Here is a 22,696-nt window from a genome sequence, read left to right on the forward strand (position 1 = left end):
ATGAGGATTTCCCGTTATTCTAGACTTCTTGGGTCATTTACTGATAAATATCTGGACGAATTCCATTTATCTGAAACAAAGTTGATTAGTTTATTTGCTCAGTGAGCCGTCGTCGTTTTTTTAACGCGAATTTATTGTCCTGCAGGCTGCACGCCGGCGATGACGTTCATATTATCCAATGCTCTGTTGCTGCGCGCCGCGTAGCAATAGAAGCCTTCGGATTGACAGAGGGCAGCGTAGCGCAGCACACGGATCTTGTTCGCGAGCGAGAAGCCGTCAGGCGAATCGACATAATCGACAGACAGAACGCGCTTGCCTGCGTCGGCTATATGGCGGATATAGGCTAAGCGGTAATCGGTCTCCTCTTTTTCTTGCCGCTTGGTCTCGTCGAACCACAAGTCTTCGATACCGATGCCATCGATTGCGTCAACATACCGGCCGTCCGTATCGTATTGAATGATGCCTTCCCCGTTCTGGGGGAAGATCCGGAACGATTCGTTTTTGCCTTTCGCGTATTCGGAAATTCGCTGTACGAAGGCAATCATGCGTTTGGCGGCATCCTGCTCATTGACGGGATCGCTATCGAGTCTCGCTTCGAGCCCTTCGCCGTAGCTTTCTTCATCTCCCCAATAATAATAGGCGTCGATAATGTCCATATATAAGCCGTCGAATCCCGCATCGATAATAGCGTCTAGACGGGGGCGGATGATGTTGCTCCACCATTCCTCTTCCCAATAACGAACCTTGACGCTTTCCGGCCAATCCGGGTTGGCGACAACTCCCAGCCACTCTGGAGCTTCCTTCTCGATGCGGAGTTCGCCATCTCTGAATTGACCCCATTCGTCTTGCCAATACGTGCGGAAGTAAGATGCCTCGCCGATGCTTAAGTAAGCAATCGGCGAAACGCCGGCAGCCTTTAAAGCCTCGATTTGCTCTTTGCTGTAGCTCGTCTTATCCGTCCCGTCCTCAGTCGGATCAATGACGGCTACCGTATAGCCGCTATCGGCCGCTTGTTCCGGCATGAAGTTTTGCAGCTGATATAGCCATGTTTTCCGTTCGCTTGGCAGTTCCGCATAACGCTCAGCCATTGATTTGGAGGTTATAACGTAATAAGTGAACACGCTTGCCAGGCTCAAGACGACGATTGCAAGGAGTATAAGCCATTTACGCATGGTCATATTATCCCGCCTTGCTGAGCTTCTGCTTCAAGCTCTCTTCGTCGAATTCGATTCCAAGCTTGCTTAGGGCTAGCAGCACGGCTCCCGCGACAGGGGGGAGCATAGGGGCAGCGACATTATAGGTCCGATTGCGGCCGTGAGCAAGTTTCTCTCCTAGCGCACGGAAGAAATAAGGGCTGTTGGCGACACTGCCTATGAAGGAGACCGGAATGGTGCCGCGATCGAAGGAGCGTGCGAGAAGCTCGATGCCGACGATCATCTGGTCGATAGCGCGATTGCAAACCAGGATTGCGAGGGACGAACCCCCCTCTGCAGCCTCGGTCAAGCTTGGGGCGAATTGACCGAAAATGCGATTTCTTTCCCTGGCATCCGCTTCGAAGCCGTTGCGCGCAAGCAGGGCCAGCTCGTCCAAGGAGGAACAGTCGAAGTGGCGAAGCATGGCGCCGAGCAGTTCACTGTCCGTGGCATCCGTGTTGCCTGCCAGCGCTTCATACACGGCGTCATAGGCGATAAACCGTGCCGCGCTCGCTGCATAATGATGAAAGCTATAATTGCTAATGGCTTGACCGCTCTCGGTAATCGCAAATATGTTCGAGCCCGTGCCTGCAATTGCAATGATACCCGGCCGAGCCATAAGCGCTCCGTAATGCGCCGCTACCGTATCGTTGACATGCCACTTGGGACAGTTGAGACCGGGTACGTCGGTTAATTGCTTCACCCATTCCAGATCGGCAGGTGAATCGTAGCCGGCTATACCGGCGGCAATTCCACGAACTTGACTCGGCGCCACGCCAGCGTCTGCGATTGCCGAGGCGATCGCTTGCCTGACATTAGTGGCAGCGGCCAAATCTTTATGAATCGATGCCGCTCCCTCGGCCACAATCGATGCGAGCATATTTCCCGCTAGGTCGGCTACTGCCACACGCGTATAAGTTCCACCCCCGTCAATTCCAATAACCACTTCCCTGATGGTCGTCATTCAACCAGCTCCGTTCTCCGTATATGTATTTGCCGATTACTAGTTTAGCACATTTTTCCTTTGCTATCTCACTTGACGACATCGCTAAGCCCGTCCCAAAACCCTTGCGCCTACCCTTTCTCTCTCTATTCTACACGGCGGTATTTCCGGCTGCATAGTCTGAGAAACTCTCAATCTATGAATGGGAAATGGCCTCTTTCGATAACGCTCTTTCCTTTGCCCATTCCATCCCTTTCGGGGCGGCATATGATAAGCAAATAATTGCGAAACGGAGATGAGAGGGATGACGCTTGTTCTGCCAGAAAAATCGAAGTCGAGTCGCAAAACCAAAATCGATGTGCTCATTCCGGCGATCGAAAAAGACCTGGGGACGCTGCCCTTCGTAATCGATGCCGTTCGCAAGCAGTCGGCGCATGTCATCGGCAACATCTATGTCGTCTCGCCGCTTAAGCCGTCGATCATAGAATTATGCCGGAAGAAAGGGTGCAAGTTCGTCGACGAGAAGAAGGTGCTCCCGTTCACGAAGGACACTATCCATTACCGGTCTGCCAAGTGGGATCGCGCAGGCTGGCTCTACCAGCAATTGCTGAAGCTCTGCGGCGATCGGATATGCAAGGAGGCTTTTTTCCTCGTCATCGACGCCGACACGGTTCTCATTCGTCCGCATCGTTTTCGCTCGGGGGGGAAGACGGTTCTGTATTGCCGCAATTGGAGTCAAGACGAATACTTTAACTCGTACCGCAGATTAATGAAGCGGCGGGCAACCGCCAAAGTTTCCTTCGTAACGCACTATATGCTGTTCGAGCGGGCCAAGCTGGCCGAGATGAAACGGCTTATAGAGAAGCAGCACGGCAAGAAGTGGTACCAGGCCATCTTGAGCAGCATCGACCGGAAGAAGCAGTTCGGCTTCTCCGAGTACGAGACGTACGGCAATTTTTTGTACGCCCGCTATCGGGATCAGCTTCATTTGACAACCAACCGCAATAAAGGCCTTCAGATGAGCGTTCGGCGCATGTCGGGGCAAAGATGGACCGAGCTGAGAGGCAAATATCGCTCTTTATCGTTTCATAAGCGAGGAATTTACAAACGAAAATGAAAGGCGGCCGCAGCGTGTCGAAACTGGAGGTAGTATGGGAAGGGCCTGTGGGCAGGAAGAGCGGAACGGGCATAGCAAGCAGAGAATATGTTCAGGCGCTTAGAAGGCAGGGCGTTAGCGTCAAGGTCGGCGCTGCCAAGCATAGTAAGTTGTTGCCGCTGGGCGGCCGCAGGCCATTGATCTATCACCGTACCGCGGACACGATCAGCTTCAGCAAGCTGAGGCCGTTCTATAAACCGATCATATTGAACACCGTCTGGGAAACGACCAGAATGCCGACGCGGTGGCGTTCCAACATCAACAAGTTCGATGCGGTGTTCATCCCTTCGATGCAGAACAAGAGGGCGTTGCGGGCAAGCGGCGTGAAAGTGCCGATCTATGTCGTGCCGCATGGGGTGCATACGAAGAAGTACCGCCCGGGGAACAAGAAATTCGCTCTTGCAGAGGCGAAGGGGCGATTCGTATTCGTATCGGTATTCGGCTTTCAGCATCGCAAAAATCCGGAAGGGCTGCTCAGAGCGTATTGGGAGCAATTCTCCGCCAAAGATAAAGTGCTGCTCGTCATCAAAACCAATGGCTACAGCAGCGGCGAAAACGAACAATGGATCAAGAACAAGATCGCCAGCTATAAGAAGAAGCTTGGCATTCGCAAACAGACGGCTCCCATAACGGTCATAGGACGCCATCTAAGCGAGAGACAGGTCGCGGGCATCTATACGCTTGGGGATGCCTTCGTGCTGCCGACTCGCGGGGAAGGCGTAGGCTTGCCGTTCCTTGAATCGCTCGCGAGCGGTACGCCCGTCATTGCGACGGGGTGGGGCGGACATATGGACTTTTTATCGAAGAGAAACTCTTTCTTGGTCAACTATAAATTGACTAATCCGTCCGCCAGGATGGGCGGCAAGCATGGGATATCGCGCTCTTTCCGCCATTTGTTCGCGGAGAGCGGCCAGCAGTGGGCGGAAGCGGATATCGGAAGTTTGAAGCGGCAGATGAAATACGCCTTCGATCATCCGATGCTATGCAAGAAAAAGGGCCGGCAAGGCATACGCGATGTACGGGGGATGACATGGGGCCGCTCGGGTGCGGCGATGAAGCGGGCCGTCCGTCAAGTATTAGGCAAAGGGTGATCGACGGCGCTGCAATAAGGAGGAATGGAAGATGCGAGTTGTGTTGTTATCGGGAGGTTCAGGCAAGCGGCTCTGGCCGTTGTCCAATGATATCCGGTCCAAAATCTATCTACGGCTTCTGCCTGACGGGGACGGCGGCGTGGAGTCGATGATCCAGCGTATAAGCAAGCAGTTGGAGGCGGCAGGGCTGCTGAAGTCGGCTTATATTATGACCCACAAAAGCCAAGCTGAAATAACGAGAAACCATATCGGCGATCGGATTCCGCTGCTGACCGAGACCTATAAACGCGGAACGTTCACGGCGATTGCAATGGCCGCCAGCTACTTTCATTCGGAATTGGGCATGCCGCTGAACGAGACAATCTGCGTGATCCCTGCCGACGCCTATGTGGAAGCGGATTTCTTCAACGCCTTGCGCGAAATGCCAGCCGCATTGGCCGAGTCCGGCGCCGAACTGGCGCTGATCGGCACGCAGCCGACCTATCCAAGCCAGCAATACGGCTACATTGTTCCGAAGAAGACGAAGGGGAGCGACGAGGATCGATTTATTCCGATCGAGCAATTCGTGGAGAAGCCGGATCAGCGGCTGGCGAAGCGGCTGATCCGCAAGCGCGCGATGTGGAATTGCGGCGTATTCGCTTTCTCGCTGCAGTTCATGCTGGAAGCCTTGCAGGCGAGGGGCTTTCCTACGGATTACAAGGAGTGGCATGCCCTCTATGAACATCTGCCGGAAATCAGCTTCGACCATGAGGTCGTAGAGAAGACGTCCCGCGCGATCGTATTGCCTTATGCCGGAATTTGGGACGACCTAGGGAATTGGAATACGTTAACCAGCCATATGGAGAGTACCATTATCGGCCCTGGCCATATGACGGACAGCAGCGAGCAGACCCATCTGATCAACGAGCTGTCCTGTCCCGTGCATATCATCGATGTGCCCAACGTTATCGTGGCAGCCAGCGCAGACGGCATTCTTGTCGCTCATAAGGACAAGTCGAGCCTGATCAAGGAGAGGCTGGGAGCGATCCTTCCGCGTCCGATGTACGAGGAGAAGGCGTGGGGAAGGGTGAGCGTCTTGCACCATGCGAGGTCTGAGCGGGTTGAAGTCGTTACGAGGAAGCTGGAGATCGAGAGAGATCGGCATACCAAGTACATGATGCATATAAAGCATACGAAGCTGTGGACCGTGGCATCCGGCGAAGGCCAGTTCCTGTGCAACGGCAAGCTGCGCCGGATAGAGACCGGGGACGTTCTGCATATTGCGAGCGGGACCCGATACGGGGTTAAAGCCTCAGAGGCGCTTGTCATTATCGAGAACGACATCGGAGGCAGCCCGTCCGAGGAGGATGAAATAAGCCTGGCCGAAACCTGGGAAAGCGCTTTGGGTTACGAGGGCGGAAAGCGATCAGAGCCGTAATTTGGACTTCTTGCTGCTTTTTATTATATGATTGGTAATAGACTCGCAACCTGGCATCGGCCCGGCAGACTTCTCCATATGAGGTGAGCTGTTATCTTTATATTTATTATCGAATTGATCGTCGTTCTAGCGGTTCTTGCGTATCTTCTGCTTAACTTCTATCCGGCCTTTGGCGGCAAGCCCACGAAGGAGCGGAAGGAAGCGCTAAGCGCATCCAGACAGTATGAGAACGGCAAGTTCGTCAATGCCATCGCTACTTCTATGAAAATGAGCCTGAAAGAGCAGTTAAAGGTAGCTTTTCAGTTTATGAGAGGCAATCCGAAGAGCCGGCCAAGCGAGCCGGTCAAGGTGGAAACGTTGAGCGCCGCCCGCCTGCAGAGGGCGAAGCGGCCGGCGGTTACTTGGCTTGGCCATTCGGCGCTGTTGCTGGAGATGGACGGCAAAACCATTCTGATCGACCCGATGTTCGGCAATGCGCCTTCGCCATTTCCGATAATCGGCGGGAAACGCTTCAGCAAGCTGCTTCCGATCGACATCGAACAGCTTCCGCCCATTGACGCGGTGCTTATTTCCCATGACCACTACGACCATCTCGATTACGGCTCGATCATGAAGCTGAAAGACAAGGTTAGACGTTTCTTCGTTCCGCTGGGCGTTGGCCCGCATCTGCTGCGCTGGGGCGTCGACAGCCGGAAGATCGTCGAGGGAGATTGGTGGGATCGATTCGATTACGAAGGAATGACGTTTGCCTGCACCCCCGCCAGACATTTCTCGGGAAGAAGCTTGACGGACCGTAACGCAACGCTGTGGTGCTCTTGGGTCATCCAAGGGCATGAGACGAGCGTGTTCTTCAGCGGCGATAGCGGTTACGGTCCTCACTTCGGCGAGATTGGGGACAAGTACGGCCCGTTCGATCTTACATTAATGGAATGCGGGCAGTACGACGATCGGTGGTCCGCCATACATATGATGCCCGAGCAGACGGTGCAAGCGCATCTCGACGTTAGGGGAAAGGCGATGATACCGATTCACTGGGGCGCATTTACGCTGGCGCTTCATAGCTGGACCGAGCCGGTCGAGCGTGCGGTGAAGGAAGCGGCGCGGCTGGGCGCGGTCATTGCAACGCCGAGGATCGGCGAGACCGTCTATCTTGATGCGGCCGAACTTCCGGGCTCGGCTTGGTGGACAAGGGACGGATAGGCGTTTTTCCCATCCTCGACTTACGTTCCCAACATCTAAATGGTATAATATGTAGCATAAACGGCTGTAGCCGTCCCCTGGCGGCAAGGCTTGCGTTTCGCGGTGGATTATAAGCGGATTATAAATGTGAAACTTATAATATCTTATAATTTTAAATATTAGGAATTACGATGAATCGGTAACCGGCTGTGTTGGCATAATAATGATGGCATGCCTTGTTATGGACAAGCCGCATGTGCAAATTTTCGCTGCGAAAGCGGGACTAATGGCTCATTATTCGAATAGCCGAGCCGAAAAAAAAGTTGAAACCTTTCCCGAAGATACAACGTTATAGTACGACATATCTGAAAATTTGCGAAAGTCGCCGTAAGCGACTCTTTTGAGGAAAGGAGGTGAACATATAATGGCTTCGATTAATCTAGTAAAGGGTCAAAAGATTGATCTGACGAAAGGCAATGCCGGACTAACGAAGGTTATCGTCGGTCTTGGCTGGGACCCTGTCCAGACGAAAGGTTTCTTCGGAATGAAGAAAGCAGCGAACATCGATTGCGATGCATCCGCCCTTCTTCTGAACGATTTCGATAAATTGGCGAAAGACAATCAACTTGTATGTTTTCACAATAAGACGAGTCCGTGCGGCTCTGTCATTCACTCGGGCGATAACTTGACGGGCGATGGAGACGGAGACGACGAACAAATCCACGTAGATCTGGCGAAGGTGCCTTCGGAGGTTCATAAGGTGCTTGTCGTGGTTAATATCTACGATTGCGAGAACCGCAAGCAGGATTTCGGTATGATCCAGTCGGCATACATCCGCATTATGAACGGAACGAGCGGCGCCGAGTTGATTAAATTCAACTTAAGCGATAATTACTCCGGTTCGACCGCGCTCGTATGCGGCGAGTTATACCGTCATGGCTCCGAGTGGAAATTTGCCGCGATTGGTGAGGGAACGCATGCTCCCCATATCAATCTGCTCGCAAACCGCTATAAATAATAATTTCTATTTAAAAACTAATGAGAAGAGGCGAATGAAACATGGCTATTAACTTGTCCAAAGGTCAGAAGGTAGACCTGACGAAATCAAATCCAGGTCTGAGCAAAATCACGGTAGGTTTAGGTTGGGACACGAACAAATACGACGGCGGCAAAGACTTCGACCTTGACGTATCGGTCTTCTTGACGAACGCGGCCGGCAAAGTCGAATCCGAGAAAAACTTCATCTACTTCAACAATAAACAGAACGAGAACGGCTCCGTTGTACATACGGGCGACAACCGTACGGGCGAAGGCGAAGGCGACGACGAGCAAATCGCGATCGATCTGAACTCGGTTCCGGCTAACGTAGAGAAAATCGCATTCACGATTACGATCTACGAAGCGAACGAGCGCAACCAAAACTTCGGTCAAGTATCCCGCGCTTACGCTCGTATCCTTAACGAAGCTACGAGCCAAGAGCTGATCCGCTTCGACCTCGGCGAAGACTTCTCCGTTGAGACTGGCGTAGTTGTAGGCGAGCTTTACCGCCACAGCGGCGAATGGAAGTTCAACGCAATCGGCAGCGGCTACAGAGACGGTCTTGCGGGCCTGACTCGCGACTATGGCTTAGCATAAGCAACAACCTTACACAAGCTCAAGGCTTTCCATTCGGAAGGCCTTGAGTTTGCCTAATCTTACAGGGTTTTATACAAGTCCGCCTGACCGAACATTCATGAAGAAAGTAGGCGATTTGCATGACAATCAGTCTTTCCAAAGGACAGAGGATCGATTTAACCAAAACAAACCCGGGTCTCACGAAAGTCGTAGTCGGACTGGGCTGGGACACGAACAAATATAGCGGCGGCAACGACATCGACTTGGACGCCTCGGCTTTCCTTCTCTATGAGGATGGCAAGGCGAAGGGCGCCGATGACTTCGTTTTCTACAACAACAGGAGCGGCGGAGCGGGTTCGGTTCTTCACACGGGAGATAACCGTACGGGCGAAGGCGACGGCGACGATGAACAGATTCAAGTCGACTTCAGCAAAATCCCGGCATCGATTCACCGGATCGGCATTACCGTAACGATCTACGACAGCCAAACGCGCGGTCAGAACTTCGGTCAAGTATCGAATGCCTTCGTTCGCGTGGTAGATGCCGCAACGGATCGCGAAATTATGCGTTATGATCTTGGAGAGGATTTCTCGACCGAGACGGCAGTCGTATTTTGCGAGTTTTACCGTCATGGGACGGATTGGAAATTCCAAGCGATCGGCAGCGGCTTCCAGGGCGGCTTGAGCGCGCTTTGCAAGAACTACGGGTTGGATGCGCAATAGGAAATGCGATTTGGTGATGAGGCGATAAGCTGAATCACCTTTCTTCAAGTTAAATCATGAAGAAGTACCGTTAATGCCTGACACAGCATAGGGCCAAAGGGTGAGTGAAAATGACCGTACAAATTATTAAAGGCCAGAAGGCCGATCTGACGAAGACGAATCCGGGTTTAACCGAGGTAGTCGTTAGCTTAGGCTGGCGGGCGCCAAGCTCTATTGAGCTTGATACTTCGGCATTTCTTCTCCGGGCAAACGGCAAGGTAGCCGGAGACGACGATCTTATTTTTTATAATAATCCAACGACAAACTTCATTGCGTATCAAGATGGACAAGCCGGCGGCGATAATAAGCAGTTCACGATCAAGCTGCAGCAAGTTCCGGCTGCCATGGAGAAGATCGCATTCTCGCTAACGATCTATGACAGCGATAACCGCAAGCAAAATTTTGGACAAGTGGGGAATGCCTTCATCCGGTTCGTCAATAAGCAGACCGGCGTCGAAGTGCTTCGATATGATCTTGGAAACGACTTCTCCGTTGAAACGGCTATTGTTGTAGGAGAATTATATAGATACAATGGTGAGTGGAAATTCAATGCGGTTGGAGCAGGGTTTGCCGGTGGACTGGGAGCGCTGTGCGGCAACTTCGGCATTGAAGTGAATGACGAGCCGGCAGCGCCTGATCCGCAGCCGTTACCGGAGCCGCCGGCCGCAAGGCCTGCGACACCGCCTGCGCAGCCGCAAGCCCCTAAGCAAGAATCGCCGCCTGCACCGTTGAACCTCAACTTGAACAAGATCGAGCTGAAGAAAAAAGGCGATACGATCAATCTGAAGAAATCGGCGGGCGGCTTAGGTGAAATTCTGATTAATCTCAATTGGAACCAACAGCAGACGAAGAGCGGCGGGTTCTTCGGACGAAGCAGCAAAGGGGTGGACCTGGATCTGGCTTGCTTGTACGAGTTGAATAACGGCGAGAAGGGCGTTATTCAGGCGCTTGGCGGAAGTTTCGGTCAATTGAACCGGGCGCCGTTCATTGCGCTTGACGGCGACGATCGGACAGGCTCGGTCAAGACGGGCGAGAATTTGCGCATTAACGGGGCGAGAATCACCGACATAAAGCGAATTCTTGTGTTTACCTTCATCTACGAGGGTGTGACAAGCTGGTCGCAAGCCGATGGCGTTGTGTCGGTGAAGCAGGAAGGCGGCCCGGAAATCGTTGTTCATATGAACGAACATGATAATAGCAAAGGAATGTGTGCCATTGCCATGATTCGCAACGTGAACAATGAGACGTTCAGCATTGAACGGCTCGTTCAGTTCTATAACGGACATCGGGAAATTGACCAAGCCTATGGCTGGGGAATGCGTTGGGTAGCAGGAAGCAAGTAGCAAGTAGTTCGTTACGGTAGTCATCGCACGATAGGAGGTGGACAAGGTGGTAGATTTTTTTAACAGTATCGTAGAAAACTACGGTCATTTTTTCTCATGGCAAGAGGTTGTCGATACGATGACAAGTCCGGAGAGCTGGAGCATTATTGCCATTCTGGTCCTGCTTGAAGGGCTGTTGTCGGCGGATAATGCGCTCGTGCTTGCGGTTATGGTTAAGCACTTGCCGAAGGAACAGCAGAAACGCGCATTGTTCTACGGTATTCTCGGCGCTTATGTCTTCCGCTTCATCGCGATCGGCTTAGGTACGATTCTCGTCAAGATTACTTGGATAAAGGTGGCAGGAGCTCTATACCTGCTTTACATCGCTTATTCCGGTATATTTAAGAAGAAGGGCGAGGAAGGCGAGACGAAGAACAAAGGCTACGGCTTCTGGCGCACGGTTCTTATGGTCGAACTGATGGATATCGCATTCAGTATCGACAGCGTTATCGCCGCTTTCGGCGTCAGCGAAGAAGTGTGGGTATTGTTCGTCGGCGGACTTCTCGGCGTACTGATGATGCGCGGCGTCGCGCAAGTATTCTTGAAGCTGATCGACAAGTTCCCTGAGCTCGAAACGACGGCGTTCATCATGATCGCTATTATTGCGGCTAAGATGCTTGCGGCCGCTTTGTTCCATTTCGAGGTGGACCACTTCATCTTCTTCGGTATTCTTGTCGTCGTCTTCGGCGGCACGATCCTGTTAAGCTCCATGAAGAGGAAGCGGGAAGGAAAGCAAGGCGCTTAATTGATTGGCTTGAACCGCATGAATTCCCGCCACATAAGAAAGTTATAGTCTGTTGCGAACGGCTCCGTCCTTTGGGTAGTAACACACATCCCGTAGATTGCATGCGAATGCGTCCGCGGAGTGTACTTAGGCGGAGTCGTTTCTATATCATGAACCATGGGATCTATCGACAGCACTAACGATTGCCGAGTAACCATGCATTCGAATTAAGGAGGAGACGGCTCTGAGATATTTTAACTATTTAACGCGAGAAGAAGAGACTGCTTTGTTCGTCAGTCCGCCCATACCTTTCAACCAATCCTCCGACAAAGATCTGCTCGCATACGCGGTAGGCGCTGCTTTATATATGCCGGCTACTCGGCAAACGATTGCGGAAGACATTCTAAGCGCAAAGCATGAAGGACTGGTGTCCATCGTCATCGATCTAGAGGATGCGGTAGGGGATCAACAGGTGGAGCTTGCCGAAGAGATGCTCATGCAGCAGCTTTTTCTCATTGCCTCCTATGTGAAGATCGGCGTGCTGGCTGAATCCCAGCTCCCGCTTATTTTCGTGAGAGTTCGTGCCGTCGAACAGCTTAGATCGCTGTTGGGACGCTTCGGACAGTTGATTACGCATATTACCGGCTTCGTGCTGCCTAAGTTTACGCCGGAGAACGGCGAGGCTTATTTCTACGAGATTGCTTCATATAACAAGACGAGGGGCGAATCGAGCCCTATGCTATACGGGATGCCGATCCTGGAGACGGCATCGGTTATTTACCGCGAGAGCAGAGTGGAAACGCTGCTCGGCATTAAACGTATATTGGACAAGTACCAATCATGCGTGCTTAACGTTCGAATCGGAGCTACGGATTTCTCGAGCTTATTCGGGCTTCGCCGAAGTCCGGATATGACGATCTACGAGATTGCGCCGATTCGCGATTGCATAGCCGACATTATTAATATTTTTGGTAGAGTCGATTCCGGGTACGTTATCTCCGGTCCGGTATGGGAATATTTCTCCAACCGGGAGCGCGTGCTCAAACCTCAGCTACGCATAACACCGTTCGAGGAGGCGCTCGGCCATGTCGGCCGCGATCTTCGTTCGCTTTATATATCCAATTCCATGGACGGACTGATTCGGGAAGTGATCATGGACAAGGAAAACGGCATTACGGGCAAGACGATTATTCATCCGACGCATATTAAACCGGTACAGGCGCTATATGCCGTGACGCATGAGGAGTATATCGACGCTACGAGCATTATTTCGAACAATAACGGCTATCTTGGCGTCATGAAGAGCCAATATGCGAACAAGATGAATGAAATCAAACCGCATTTGAACTGGGCAAGGCGCATACTGGCGAGATCACAAATTTACGGGGTGTTACATGAGCAGCAGCATTTTATCGGATTATTGCCCGGACATGAGCAAGTATACAGTTAACATATTGGACCGGATCGAGGTTCGAATAGAAGTGACCCATAATCCGTTCGAGCTGCCTGTCGATCTGTTCTTCGCGATGGCGGCGAGAATCAATAAGAAACGTTCCTTCCTGTTCGTCAGCAAAATGCTCGGTAAGCACATTCCCGTCAATCCGCATACGTCGCTTCTAAGCGGCGCAGCGCTCGCGCTGCTGCTTCTCACCAAGCAGGATGGGGCTACGGCGCTGCGCGCACGGGCGCTGCTGCAGCAGGCGCTGGAAGGGCTGAGGGACGAGAGTCTCGCGCAGGCCGCGTACGAGGCGCTTATGGCTGGCAAGCTGGCCCCGTCCGCGCCGCTTGCTTTCATCGGCTTCGCCGAGACGGCAACCGCGCTCGGGCATGCGATGTACAACGTGCTTGCGGAGCGGGCGACGTATATTCATACGACGCGAGAGGAAATCCCCGAGTTAGTCTCGGTCATCAGCTTCGAAGAGGAGCATTCCCACGCTGTCGCCCACCGCTGTTACGCCTTGAAGCCGGAAGTGTTGTCCGGCACGGAGCCGATTGTGCTCGTAGATGACGAGATTACGACCGGCAAGACGGCGCTCAATATTATCCGCGATATTCAATCGAAGTTTCCGCGCAAGAAGTATTTGATCGCTTCGTTGCTCGATTGGCGCTCGGAGAGCGATGAGCGCGCATGCGAGGAGCTGCAAGCCGAGCTTGGCATTGAGATCGAATCGATATGCCTGCTGAAGGGCCGGATTACGGCCGTAGGCAGCCCGCCCGAGGCAGCTCCTATACCTCGTGATCTGTCGGGCCTGCCGGAAGCCGAGCTTGCTATCGTTCATATGGGAGATAGCTTGGAGCAGATAGAACTAGCGATAGGCTCGGTAGATTCGAGCGGTCATCCTAACGGCGCTCCGTATACAATTGCAACGGGCCGCTTCGGTATCGAGGCTGCGCAGCGCCTTGCAATAGACAGCGACATTAGCCGTATCGCTACAGAGCTACGGCAGCATCGCGGCGGCGAGCGGACGCTCGTAATGGGCACGGGGGAATTCATGTACGTGCCGATGCGCATCGCGGCGGAGATGGGAGCGGGCGTCCGCTATCAATCGACGACGAGAAGCCCGATTCACACGTCGGACGAGCCGGGTTATGCGGTGACGAGCGCACAGCCGTATCCATCTCCTGAGGATGGGGATGTCAGGCACTTTATCTACAATGTCGCCCCGGGCCAGTATGACGACATATTCGTAATATTCGAACGGGATATGGATCCAAGCCGGCTGGCACCGATGCTTCATATTTTGCGCAGGCTGGCAGGCAGCAAGGTGCACGCGGTATTCCTGACCGCGAATTCGCACGGTTGGGAGAGCACGATGCGATGAGGATAGAGAACAACGCGGATGCCGATGTACGATTGCATGGGAAGGTTATTGCTCCTCCGACACCGATCGGCAGCTATGATCCCTCCGACGTAACGTTTCTATTGAAAGATATAAGCTCCGTTCAGCTTGAACGGACGACCGAGGAGCGGGAAGCGGCGATTCAGTCAGGCGTTCATTATTCGGAAATGCTGCCAACCGAATACGAGCCTTCCTCTTCGTATATCGAGCTGTTCCATCGGACGCTAGCGCAATCCGCGCAGGATGTGGCGCTTGCCGCGGCCATCGTCGCAGAGCGGATTGCGGAAATGCGGGGCAAGGACGTCGTACTCGTCTCGCTCGCGAGAGGCGGAACGCCGGCGGGCATTCTGATCAAGCGGTACTTGGCTTACCGGTACGGCTGGGACGTTAAGCATTACAGCATCTCTATTATTCGCGGCAAAGGCATTGACGAGAATGCGATCCTCTATATTTTGCAGCAGCATGGCGCGGATACTGAGCTTCAGTTCGTGGACGGTTGGACGGGCAAGGGCGCCATTCGCGGCGTGTTGGCCGAGGCCGCAGAACAATTCGAGCGCAAATACGGGTACCGAATGAACGATGATTTAGCGGTGCTCGCCGATCCCGGCCATTGCTGCACGACATTCGGCACGCGCGACGATTATTTGATCCCAAGCGCATGCCTCAACGCGACCGTCTCCGGCCTAATCAGCCGCACCGTGCAGCGGGACGATCTGATCGGCCCAAGAGACTTCCATGGCGCGAAGCATTATGCGGAATGGAAGGAAGCGGACTTGTCGCATACGTTTGTCGATACGGTATCGGCCTGCTTCCCGGCTATTGCAGACGAAGCGGCTAGGCAGGCGGAAGAGATGGAGCGTCATCCTGCGGCAGCAACGTGGCAAGGGCTGTCCGACATTCGTATGCTCCAGCAGAAGTACGGCATCGACAACGTTAATTTCGTAAAGCCGGGCGTCGGAGAGACGACGCGGGTGCTGCTGCGGCGTATGCCGTGGAAGATTATCGTGAACCGCCTGGACAACCCTGACTTGAGGCATATTATGCTGCTGGCCGAGGATCGCGGCATACCGGTAGAGGTACTGGAAGGACTTACTTATTCTTGCTGCGGCATTATAAAGCCGCTGAAAGGCGATTCGGAATGATCTATGCAAGCGATTTGGACCAGACGTTAATTTATTCGGCAAGATCGATAGGGGTACCGACCGATTCGTACGGCATCGTGCCTGCGGAGCGGCATCAGGAGAAGACGATCGCTCACATTTCGCAGGAAGCGCTAAGACTGCTTGCATACTTGCCGTCCGATGTGCAGTTCGTGCCGGTGACGACGCGGACGGAGTCGCAATATCGGCGCATTCATATTTTCCAAGAGGTGATCGTTCCGCAATTTGCGGTGACGAGCAACGGCGGCAACATCATGAAGAACGGCGTGCCGGATCGTGAATGGCGCGTTAATATCGAGCGGAGGCTTGCGGCTGGCGCGGCTTCGGCGGCGGAAGCAAGGACGCATTTCGCGGGGGTGCTTGCCAGCGATTGGGTACTGCGCGAGGACCTGTGCGACGAGCTGTTCTACTCGATTTTGATCGATCGCGAGCGGATGGAGCTGGAAGCGGTCATGGAGAAAGCCGAGGCAGTGAAGTCGCTAGGCTGGGAAGTATCCATTCAAGGACGCAAAATCTATATCGTGCCGTCCGTCATTAACAAATGGGATGCGATCGCCCATATTAAGAGCCGTCTCGGCGGGCTCGAGGTGATCGCATCCGGCGATTCGCTGCTTGACCGTTGCCTGCTCGATCAGGCGGATTACGCCATCGCCCCCGCTCATGGCGAACTGTTCCGCGAGAAGCAGCGCGATCCTGCGTCAGTGAGGACCAGGTTCACAGAGCGCTCAGGCATCTTCGCAGCCGACGAAATCGTTAGTTACGTGCATCATATTTCACAACAATTGAAAGCGGTGAACAATCCGGCATGAAGAAAAAGGTCAACCTATATTTTAACCGATGGTTCTCGGTCTCCTATCTTTATATGAATCATTTGCGGAACAATCCGGACGGCGTGGAGTTCAAAATCTTCGGAACGCATCCCGATCCGATGCATATGTCGCTGCAAGGCTGCGATTATGCCGAGGTTGAACCGGTGCTGGAGGGGGTGGAATACGTCGAGTACCTGGTCGATTTCTGCCGCAAGCATCAGATCGATGTATTCATCCCGCGCCTTAAGATGCTGGATATTGCCAAGCATGTTCATCTATTCGACGAGATCGGCACGAAGGTGCTCGTCTGCCGGGATACGGTGCTGCTGGAGTCTCTTGTGGAGAAGGATCAGTTCTATAAGTCGCTTGCCGGCAAAGGCATAATGGAAATTCCCGCATACGAGATCGTGAACAATGCGGATGATTTCAAGGCCGCTTACGAACGTCTCGTTGCCGCCGGGCATCAAGTCTGCTTCAAGCCGAATAATTCGGAGGGCGGTCTTGGCTTCCGAATCATCGATAATGAGCGCGACCGGCTGCAGGAGCTGTTCGGTTACGTGACGCAGCTTACGTCCTTCGAGGATGCTTACCGCACGCTGGCTAGCGTCGACACCTTCGAAGATCTGATGGTCATGGAGCTGTTGCCGGGCCACGAATACAGCATCGACTGTCTGTCCGACGAGAGCGGCCGCTTGTTAACGGCGGTGCCAAGACGGAAGGAGAGCGGCCGCCTGCGCGTATTGGAAAACAATGCGGAGCTGATCGAAATCGCGAACCGAGTCGCAGATACGTTCCATATTCCGTACAACTTCAACATACAAATGAAATATAACGGCGATACGCCGAAGCTGCTGGAGATTAATCCAAGAATGTCCGGCGGTCTTCATGTAACTTGCCTATCCGGCGTTAACTTCCCGTACCTGGCGGTGAAGACGGCACTGGGTGGAGAGGTTGGACCCATTGCGCCGGAATTCGGCATCTGGGCAAGTCATATCGAGCAACCTATGCGCATGCTTGATTGGTCCAAATAATCGTATTTACTAGGTGAATCCGACCTCTGAGGCCCGTGCGCGAGTTGACATGACCCTTCTGTTATTTCTACAATATAAGCGATTATAAGTTGCACAAGTAACTTAAAGACACGGCTTTAGGAGGTAGGATTCATGGGATCGAAAAAAAATATGCTAATTGGAGCCGGCGTCGGTTACGTAGGTGCAGTCATTTCGAGCTGGTTCCTGCCGGAATTGGCATCGCTTGTCATTCCGGCTGCGGGAGCGATGGTCGGGGGACTCATTCCCAGTCGCAGCAGAACGCGGAATTCTATTGATGCTACGCCGTCTTCGCAGCAACTGCCAAGCGGTGGATATAATGGCGGGGAGCCTATACAAGGGGGGCCGAATCAAGGGCATTCATACAGTCCGCACCTCTTCAACCCGCAGCAGGGCGCACCTATTCAGCAGCAGCCGGAACCGCCTCGAGCCGCTCCAGTCGCAGAGGAGAAGCCGAAGCCCGTGGTTAGCGCTGAGTTTGCTCCCGTGATCGAGTATTTGGAAGTGCTGGAAGACATGATTATTTCCGAAGGGCAGAAGAATACGCTCGACAGCGAGATCGTCGACAAGTCGTTGTCGTTGTTCGCCCGCGTACAGCGGGTCATTCCGCTGCTGGATCAATTGGGCGACGGCAATATTAATCATACGATTCGGAGACTGGTGCTCAAAGATTTGAACGGCTTCATTAATCCGTTCCTGCGCCTCAGCGGGGAAGCGAAGAGCAAGAACCGCCGCACGCTGCTGAATGGCCTTAAGGATGTCGATACGAAGATTTCGGATATAGCGTCTACGATCGAACATAAGGACTTGCTAGAGCTGCAGACCAAGGCGGAGCTTATTCACCAGCGCTACAGAGGCTCCGATTTATAGAAGTACGAAGGAAGATCATTCGCGCCGCGAGTGAGGCTTAATGCTTAATAAATCGTTGTAGGAGGGATTTAAGGTGTCCGTTCAAATGATGAATTTGAAGAAGGAAGACGAACAGAAGGTGGAGCAGGAGGCGTCGCAGCTCATTCAGAAGGTGTCGCAGACCGACACGCTATCGCTTGATTTATTAATGGACGAGATCGGCAAGCTGGGCACGAAGACGCAGGAAAGAGCGGGACAGACGCTGAAGATGCTCGACCGTCCCGTTAACGACCTGATGTCGGGCAACCGCGCCGAAGTGTCCAATATGATTCTGAAGCTTCGCAGCGAATGCGAGAGCTTGCAGCAAAGCAAGAACGTCGGCTTCGTCGGTAAGCTGCTGCGCAAGAGCCCGCTTAAGAACTACGTGTACAAGTATCAGACCGTGAAGACGAATGTCGATTCGATCGTTACAGGCCTCCGCGATGGCAAGGACTCGCTTGAAGAGAACATCGTCAACATGCGCCAATTGAAGAGATCGTCGATTGACGAGATTTATAACTTGAATACGAAGATCGCCTTCGGCGACAAGCTGAAGCAGCTATTCGAGGCGGAAATCGCCAAGCCGGAGAACGAGTCGCGCAAGACGCATTTGGAGCGCGGACTTCGCAAGGTCGTCACGCGCGTCCAATCGATGACCGAGATGATTATGCTTTATAATCAAGCGATTGCCGCTACCGATATAATTAACGACAACAATGACAAGCTGATCGACTCGGTGAGCAACGCCATCGATAAGACGACGAACTTGATCACGGTGTCGGCGATGATCGCCCTTGCACTGAACGATCAAGAGAAGGTTATCGCAGCCGTTGACGCGACGAATCGTACGATCGAAGAACAGTTCAAGGAAAATGCTCGCTTGCTTCGGACGACTACGGAGAAGACGAATGAGTTGTTATCCAAGCCGTCTATGTCGATGGAAGCCGTCAATCAAGCAATTGGCGATTTAATGGCCGCGCTCGATTCGTCCGAACAGTCGAATCGCCGCATTATCGATAGCTGCAAAGACTACACCGTCAAGATGACGGCGATCAACGGCCAGATGAATCAGCGCCTTGGCTTGAACGCTGCTTCGACGCCGCAGGCGATAGAAGGTTCCGGGTCAAGCGACGAGCTTAGCAGCTTTTTGAAGTAATAGCTGGAAGGAAGAGGGGGACGCTGAGGCGTTCCTTTTTTTTATTGCGGTTAAATCCGATTGAAACGATTGGAATTTGTTTGTATGGACTAGCATTGAGGATTGAAAGCGGTTATTATAGAAGGAATTATACTGGTTACTGGTGACATCCTATTGCGGAAATCGCGGCTGCGAACCTAAGCAGCGTCATCGAGAAGGAAGTGTGCGATACATGTTGAAGCAGAAAATATTGAACCGATCCACGGGGATTTTGACATATGGCATTACGCCGCCGAAGAAAAGCCATACGCCGGAGAAGATGAAGGAAATCGCGCAGAAGCAGCGCGAACGGCTAAGCGGACTAGAACTGGATGGGCTTATTCTTTACGACGTGCAGGAAGAGGATGCCCGTATAGAGGATGAGCGGCCTTTCCCTTATCTCGAGACGATGGATCCGAACACGTACTGCAAGGAATATCTGAACGAGCTGGACGTGCCGAAGATCATCTATCGCTGCGTCGGCAACAATACCGAAACGGAAATGTCGGATTGGGTGGTCGCGGATAGCGAACGGGACCGTTATTCCGTATTCGTCGGCGCCTCCTCCAGCAAGCAGCAGGTGAAGCTGGATCTGCTGGACGCCTACGAGCTGAGCAAGAAGCTGAATGACCGCATCGTGCTTGGCGGCGTTGTCATTCCGGAAAGACATATGAAGAAGAACGACGAGCATATCCGGGTCGCGACCAAGACGGCCAAGGGCTGCCATTTCTTCATTTCGCAGGCAACGTACAATCTGGAAGCGTCCAAGAACTTCCTGTCGGACTACTACTACCATTGCAAGGACAATGACCTTGAGATGGTTCCGATTCTGTTCAATCTAGCGCCATGCGGCTCGCAGAAGACGCTGGAGTTCATGAAATGGCTCGGCATCAGCATCCCGAGATGGCTGGAGAACGATCTGGTCAAATCCAACGATATTTTGGACAAGTCTATTAATCTATCGCGGAAGATTTTCGAGGAGCTCTTCGAATTCGGTCTGGAGAAAGGCGTGCCGATCGGCTGCAGCGTGGAGAGCGTGTCGACGAGAAAGGTCGAGATTGAGGCGTCCATCCAGCTTGCCAAAGATATAAGAGCCATTATGGACAAGAAGCTGCTCAGCGCTGCCCGTCGTTAAATTGCCTCCTGCGGATGCGGATTGACCGGATTGATCGTTAACATACTGCCGAGCCCTCTCACATACAGTAGTTGTAACTGGATGAAGAGGAGAGGAGGCTTTATGGGACCCTCGATCCTGCTGGGCGTTATCATCGTCGTGTTGATTGTCGTAGCGAGCAGTGAGAAGGCGGAAGCTATAGCCGAATTGAACGATGGATAAACGAACGGTTGAAGCCCCAGCGATGGGGCTTTTTATTTGAATGGGGCCTTAGTGCCCGCTATCCTTACGTATGCGAATTTGATAGAATAGAGACAGAGAAGGTTAATGCTGGAATGGCGGAATGGAGGGGCGCGCGCTTGGAGTTTTCATTCGAGTTGATGGATGATTCGCAGATCAACATTTATTATCAGTACGGCAGTACGACGTTCATGTTTAATTTGTTTACCCAATACGGCGAGTGGACCCTGCATCCTTTTGACGGCATCCTGCTACAGAACAAGGAAATGTGCGCGCTGGTCGTATCGGAGCTGCTCAAGAACAAAGACTTTCACGTCTTGCTGGCACGGGAGAACATCACGCTAACCGCGCTGCGGACGACGATCGAGCTGAATCCGCGTACCGTGCCGGAGGAGAGGCAAGGACGCCGCGGTTCGGACAGAGATTACGACGACAAGACGGACTTTATCGAATCGAATACGTTCGAAGATATATTAGAGATGGAGAAGGAGCAGATGCAGGAGCGCATCGCCTTCTTCCAGGACATTATCAGTCGCATGTACATGGACGGCTATGGGCCGGAAGACGAGGATTTCAACAAGGTGCAGTCGCTTATCCGCATCTATAAGGAGACGCTGGAGCGCCTCTCGGATATGAACGGCTTTGACATGAAGCGCAGAAACGACAGAAGATGGTGACGGTGAGACGATGAATGAATTAATCCAGCTATCGCGTAGCGGCGATCCTAACGCATTCAAGGAGCTGCTGTCGATCCATAAGGACAAAGTGTACCATTTTGCCTATCGGATATTGCGCAATAAACAGGAGTGCGAGGATGTCGTGCAGGAGACGTTCATCCGCATTTTTTTGAACCTGCATCGGTTCGACGAGAAGAAAAACTTCACGACGTGGATGTTCGAAATATGCAAAAATGTTTGCTACGATATCCTGCGCCGCGAGAAGGTGCGCAAGAAGCTGTCGCTGGATGCCGTCAACCCGGAATTAACGGATCATAATTCCTTCTTGGATATTTTGCCGGACCGGGATAAGCTGCCGATCGATCAAGTGATCGAGAAGGAATTGAATACGCAAGTACATACGATCATTAATCATCTGCCGGATCAATATAAGGAGCTCGTCTATCAGCGCTATATATTGGAGATGTCGCTGGAGGAGATGAGCGTGCAGGACAGTCTGCCGATTAATACGGTGAAGACGAGGCTGTTCCGTGCGCGTCAGTTTATTAAGAAAAGATGGGGCGGCGTATTTTTGCGCGCGAACCTGTTGATGCTATCGATGATCAAGTTCGTATAGGAAGAGGTGGCGGATTTATGAAAAGCTTGGATGCGGAGCAGCTTAGCGAGCGGGACAGCTACAAGCTGCTGATTGGCAGTATTCTGCCTCGCCCGATTGCTCTCGTGACAACGATAACGGCGAACGGAACGGTTAATGCCGGGCCTTTCAGCTACTTCAATATCGTAACGGCCAATCCTCCGCTTATATCGGTGTCGGTACAGCGCAAGCAAGGCGAAATGAAGGATACAGCAAGAAACGCGGTAGAGAGCGGCGAATTCGTCGTTCATATCTCGGACGAGACATATGTCGATCAGATGAATCGGACGGCGGCCAATCTCGGGCCGGAGGAGAGCGAGATTGAGCTCGCGGGCTTGACGGCCGTCGCAAGCAGCCGGGTTGCCGTGCCTGGCATCGCCGAGGCGAGAATACGGATGGAATGCGTACTGGAGCAGACGATCCCGCTTGGCGAGAAGGAAGGCGCTCCCGCGTGCGATCTGCTGATCGGCCGCGTCGTCTACTTCCACGTTGACGAGGAGCTGTACGATAACGGCCGCATTAAGGTGGAGGCGCTGAAGCCGGTGAGCAGGCTGGCCGGCAGCGACTACGCGAAGCTCGGCGAGACGTTCTCGCTGGAGCGGCCCAATTAGTTGGATAAAGTGGAGAATTACGCTATGAACGGCGTGGTTC

22 protein-coding genes are annotated in these 22,696 nt (G+C 52.9%); 20 read left to right on the top strand and 2 right to left on the bottom strand.

Annotated features, from left to right (window positions below; genetic code table 11):
* Positions 1-131: 131 nt before the first annotated feature.
* Together J2T14_RS19365 and J2T14_RS19370 are read right to left on the bottom strand one after the other, a co-directional pair.
* Positions 132-1,178, bottom strand: coding sequence for an MJ1477/TM1410 family putative glycoside hydrolase (locus J2T14_RS19365; RefSeq protein ID WP_307473359.1), 1,047 nt, complete (start codon positions 1,176-1,178; stop codon positions 132-134).
* A gap of 1 nt (position 1,179) precedes the next feature.
* Positions 1,180-2,157: a BadF/BadG/BcrA/BcrD ATPase family protein gene (locus J2T14_RS19370; protein WP_307473362.1), complete on the bottom strand. Its 978-nt coding sequence runs from the start codon at positions 2,155-2,157 to the stop codon at positions 1,180-1,182.
* Between the two features lie 283 nt (positions 2,158-2,440).
* Between J2T14_RS19370 and J2T14_RS19375 the strand changes: the two genes are divergently transcribed.
* The 20 genes from J2T14_RS19375 (at position 2,441) to J2T14_RS19470 (ending at position 22,656) form a co-directional block, all read left to right on the top strand.
* Positions 2,441-3,253, top strand: coding sequence for a DUF6492 family protein (locus J2T14_RS19375; protein ID WP_307473364.1), 813 nt, complete (start codon positions 2,441-2,443; stop codon positions 3,251-3,253).
* Between the two features lie 14 nt (positions 3,254-3,267).
* Positions 3,268-4,383, top strand: coding sequence for a glycosyltransferase (locus J2T14_RS19380; RefSeq protein WP_307473366.1), 1,116 nt, complete (start codon positions 3,268-3,270; stop codon positions 4,381-4,383).
* Between the two features lie 31 nt (positions 4,384-4,414).
* A complete protein-coding gene (locus J2T14_RS19385) occupies positions 4,415-5,800 on the top strand; it encodes a sugar phosphate nucleotidyltransferase (protein WP_307473368.1) in 1,386 nt (461 codons plus the stop codon).
* Positions 5,801-5,914: 114 nt separating this feature from the next.
* The gene (locus J2T14_RS19390) at positions 5,915-7,000 is read left to right on the top strand and encodes an MBL fold metallo-hydrolase (protein WP_307473370.1); all 1,086 of its coding nucleotides are present in this window, start codon (positions 5,915-5,917) and stop codon (positions 6,998-7,000) included.
* A gap of 403 nt (positions 7,001-7,403) precedes the next feature.
* On the top strand, positions 7,404-7,997 hold the full coding sequence (locus J2T14_RS19395) for a TerD family protein (RefSeq protein ID WP_307204600.1): 594 nt from the start codon (positions 7,404-7,406) through the stop codon (positions 7,995-7,997).
* Positions 7,998-8,038: 41 nt separating this feature from the next.
* Positions 8,039-8,614 carry a TerD family protein gene (locus J2T14_RS19400; protein WP_307204601.1) on the top strand — a complete coding sequence of 192 codons (576 nt, stop codon included), beginning with the start codon at positions 8,039-8,041 and terminating at the stop codon, positions 8,612-8,614.
* 119 nt (positions 8,615-8,733) lie between these two features.
* Entirely contained in the window at positions 8,734-9,315 is a 582-nt protein-coding gene (locus J2T14_RS19405) for a TerD family protein (protein WP_307204603.1), read from the top strand.
* 110 nt (positions 9,316-9,425) lie between these two features.
* Entirely contained in the window at positions 9,426-10,697 is a 1,272-nt protein-coding gene (locus tag J2T14_RS19410) for a TerD family protein (RefSeq protein WP_307473373.1), read from the top strand.
* 37 nt (positions 10,698-10,734) lie between these two features.
* Positions 10,735-11,481, top strand: a complete 747-nt coding sequence (locus J2T14_RS19415; RefSeq protein WP_307204605.1) for a TerC family protein — start codon at positions 10,735-10,737, stop codon at positions 11,479-11,481.
* Between the two features lie 283 nt (positions 11,482-11,764).
* A complete protein-coding gene (locus J2T14_RS19420; RefSeq protein WP_307204877.1) occupies positions 11,765-12,910 on the top strand; it encodes an HpcH/HpaI aldolase/citrate lyase family protein in 1,146 nt (381 codons plus the stop codon).
* Positions 12,855-14,282 (top strand): phosphoribosyltransferase family protein, encoded by a 1,428-nt coding sequence (locus J2T14_RS19425; RefSeq protein ID WP_307473375.1) that lies wholly within the window; start codon positions 12,855-12,857, stop codon positions 14,280-14,282. Before J2T14_RS19420 ends, J2T14_RS19425 begins: the two co-directional genes overlap by 56 nt.
* The gene (locus J2T14_RS19430; RefSeq protein ID WP_307473377.1) at positions 14,279-15,442 is read left to right on the top strand and encodes a cysteine protease StiP family protein; all 1,164 of its coding nucleotides are present in this window, start codon (positions 14,279-14,281) and stop codon (positions 15,440-15,442) included. Before J2T14_RS19425 ends, J2T14_RS19430 begins: the two co-directional genes overlap by 4 nt.
* Positions 15,439-16,269, top strand: a complete 831-nt coding sequence (locus J2T14_RS19435; protein ID WP_307473378.1) for an HAD family hydrolase — start codon at positions 15,439-15,441, stop codon at positions 16,267-16,269. The genes J2T14_RS19430 and J2T14_RS19435 overlap by 4 nt, the downstream gene beginning before the upstream one ends.
* On the top strand, positions 16,266-17,300 hold the full coding sequence (locus tag J2T14_RS19440; RefSeq protein WP_307204610.1) for an ATP-grasp domain-containing protein: 1,035 nt from the start codon (positions 16,266-16,268) through the stop codon (positions 17,298-17,300). The genes J2T14_RS19435 and J2T14_RS19440 overlap by 4 nt, the downstream gene beginning before the upstream one ends.
* A gap of 132 nt (positions 17,301-17,432) precedes the next feature.
* Positions 17,433-18,188 carry a hypothetical protein gene (locus J2T14_RS19445; RefSeq protein WP_307473380.1) on the top strand — a complete coding sequence of 252 codons (756 nt, stop codon included), beginning with the start codon at positions 17,433-17,435 and terminating at the stop codon, positions 18,186-18,188.
* An 85-nt stretch (positions 18,189-18,273) separates the two neighbouring features.
* Positions 18,274-19,362: a toxic anion resistance protein gene (locus tag J2T14_RS19450; RefSeq protein ID WP_307204878.1), complete on the top strand. Its 1,089-nt coding sequence runs from the start codon at positions 18,274-18,276 to the stop codon at positions 19,360-19,362.
* Between the two features lie 211 nt (positions 19,363-19,573).
* Positions 19,574-20,515 carry a methylenetetrahydrofolate reductase gene (locus J2T14_RS19455; RefSeq protein ID WP_307473382.1) on the top strand — a complete coding sequence of 314 codons (942 nt, stop codon included), beginning with the start codon at positions 19,574-19,576 and terminating at the stop codon, positions 20,513-20,515.
* A gap of 314 nt (positions 20,516-20,829) precedes the next feature.
* Positions 20,830-21,411 carry a hypothetical protein gene (locus tag J2T14_RS19460; protein WP_307204613.1) on the top strand — a complete coding sequence of 194 codons (582 nt, stop codon included), beginning with the start codon at positions 20,830-20,832 and terminating at the stop codon, positions 21,409-21,411.
* A gap of 10 nt (positions 21,412-21,421) precedes the next feature.
* A complete protein-coding gene (locus J2T14_RS19465) occupies positions 21,422-22,027 on the top strand; it encodes a sigma-70 family RNA polymerase sigma factor (protein WP_307473383.1) in 606 nt (201 codons plus the stop codon).
* 17 nt (positions 22,028-22,044) lie between these two features.
* The gene (locus J2T14_RS19470; protein WP_307473385.1) at positions 22,045-22,656 is read left to right on the top strand and encodes a flavin reductase family protein; all 612 of its coding nucleotides are present in this window, start codon (positions 22,045-22,047) and stop codon (positions 22,654-22,656) included.
* Positions 22,657-22,696: the final 40 nt, after the last annotated feature.

It is taken from the genome of Paenibacillus harenae (assembly GCF_030812415.1).
Lineage (GTDB): Bacteria > Bacillota > Bacilli > Paenibacillales > Paenibacillaceae > Pristimantibacillus > Pristimantibacillus harenae_A.